The organism is Caloranaerobacter longqiensis (assembly GCF_050286925.1).
Lineage (GTDB): Bacteria > Bacillota > Clostridia > Tissierellales > Thermohalobacteraceae > Caloranaerobacter.
In genome coordinates, this window is the sequence record NZ_JBFWFX010000059.1 from 1 (window position 1) to 1,169 (window position 1,169).

A 1,169-nucleotide genomic window follows, 5' to 3' on the forward strand; every position below is an offset into this window, starting at 1 on the left:
TATATAGTATGTATATATCACTTCCAACTAGCTCTAGGAGCATACCATTGAGTAATAATGTTTATAAAAGTCAGAATGAGGTAATTGTAGTAATTATGAAATGGCTTAAAATAGCTAAATGCAAACCAGCTAAAAAGAAACCAAAGAAAAAGGTTGAAGTAGTGCCAGAGCAGTTAAGTTTGTTTTAACAGAAAGGCTTTGGTTTGATGAGGCAGAAGAAAGGAGGAGATAAATAATGTTAGAGTTGTTTGTTTATGTTTCAAAATTAGCAAATAAGTTAGGAATATCACCTATAAAAGACACTATTTGGGAACATCAGATAGACGATAAATGGAAAATAGTAGTCAATGGGCATGATACCATTCAAAATTATAATGGATTAGACCTTGAACCCTTTCATATGTATATAGAATATAATGGATTTCCTGCTGGAATAGTTAATCCATATGACGGAATTATATGTGCAGGTAGTGAAGCAAATGAAGATAAGTTAATAGAAGCTATAAAATTAGCATTAAATAAGATTTAACGAAAGTGAGGGATAAATATGTGTTTTGAATGTGAAGAACAATATCAAGAATATTTGAATGCAGAAGCAAAAGCCGAGTATGAAATGCAACAAGAAGCTGAAATGATTGAAATAGAAGAATTAAAACGAAGAATAGAAGAATTAGAAAAAGAGAATAAAAAGTTAACAACATTAAATCGTGAGTTAGTGGAATTATTAAAAGATTTTCAGAAAGAATTAAGAGGACCTTTTGAATATAGTGCTTTAAATAAATATCATGATAAAGAACATTGTATTTATTGCAAAAATATTAAAAAAGGGAAAATTGAAAACCCAGAGAAAAAACATATGTTATTTATTAGATTAGTTGAATTATTAGAAAAAGCAAAGGGGGTTGAGTGATGAAATATAAAATATCTTTACATGGTTGTGATGATTCAACAGTATTCGAGATGGAATTAACGGAAGAAGAATATAAATTGCTTAAAAAAATTGCTGATAAGTCTGAAGAAGTTTCAACATGGGAGGTATTAGCGTGGAAGAACTTTTAAAACAAATAATAAAAAATAAAACAGGTGTTAAAGAAGAAAATATACAGATTATTATTGATGAAGAAGAAGGTAGATATTGGATAAATGTATTAAATGAAAACTATACAGGA

The 1,169-nt window shown here is 28.4% G+C and carries 4 protein-coding genes; all 4 read left to right on the forward strand.

The genetic code is table 11. The features are described from left to right. A partial coding sequence (locus AB4Y15_RS14055; RefSeq protein ID WP_427340956.1) for a hypothetical protein occupies window positions 1-188 on the forward strand: 188 nt, incomplete at its 5' end. 47 nt (window positions 189-235) lie between these two features. Further along, window positions 236-529, forward strand: a complete 294-nt coding sequence (locus tag AB4Y15_RS14060) for a hypothetical protein (protein WP_427340957.1) — start codon at window positions 236-238, stop codon at window positions 527-529. A gap of 18 nt (window positions 530-547) precedes the next feature. Beyond that, entirely contained in the window at window positions 548-910 is a 363-nt protein-coding gene (locus AB4Y15_RS14065) for a hypothetical protein (RefSeq protein WP_427340958.1), read from the forward strand. Then, the gene (locus AB4Y15_RS14070) at window positions 910-1,059 is read left to right on the forward strand and encodes a hypothetical protein (protein ID WP_427340959.1); all 150 of its coding nucleotides are present in this window, start codon (window positions 910-912) and stop codon (window positions 1,057-1,059) included. The genes AB4Y15_RS14065 and AB4Y15_RS14070 overlap by 1 nt, the downstream gene beginning before the upstream one ends. The last annotated feature ends 110 nt before the right edge of the window (window positions 1,060-1,169 follow it).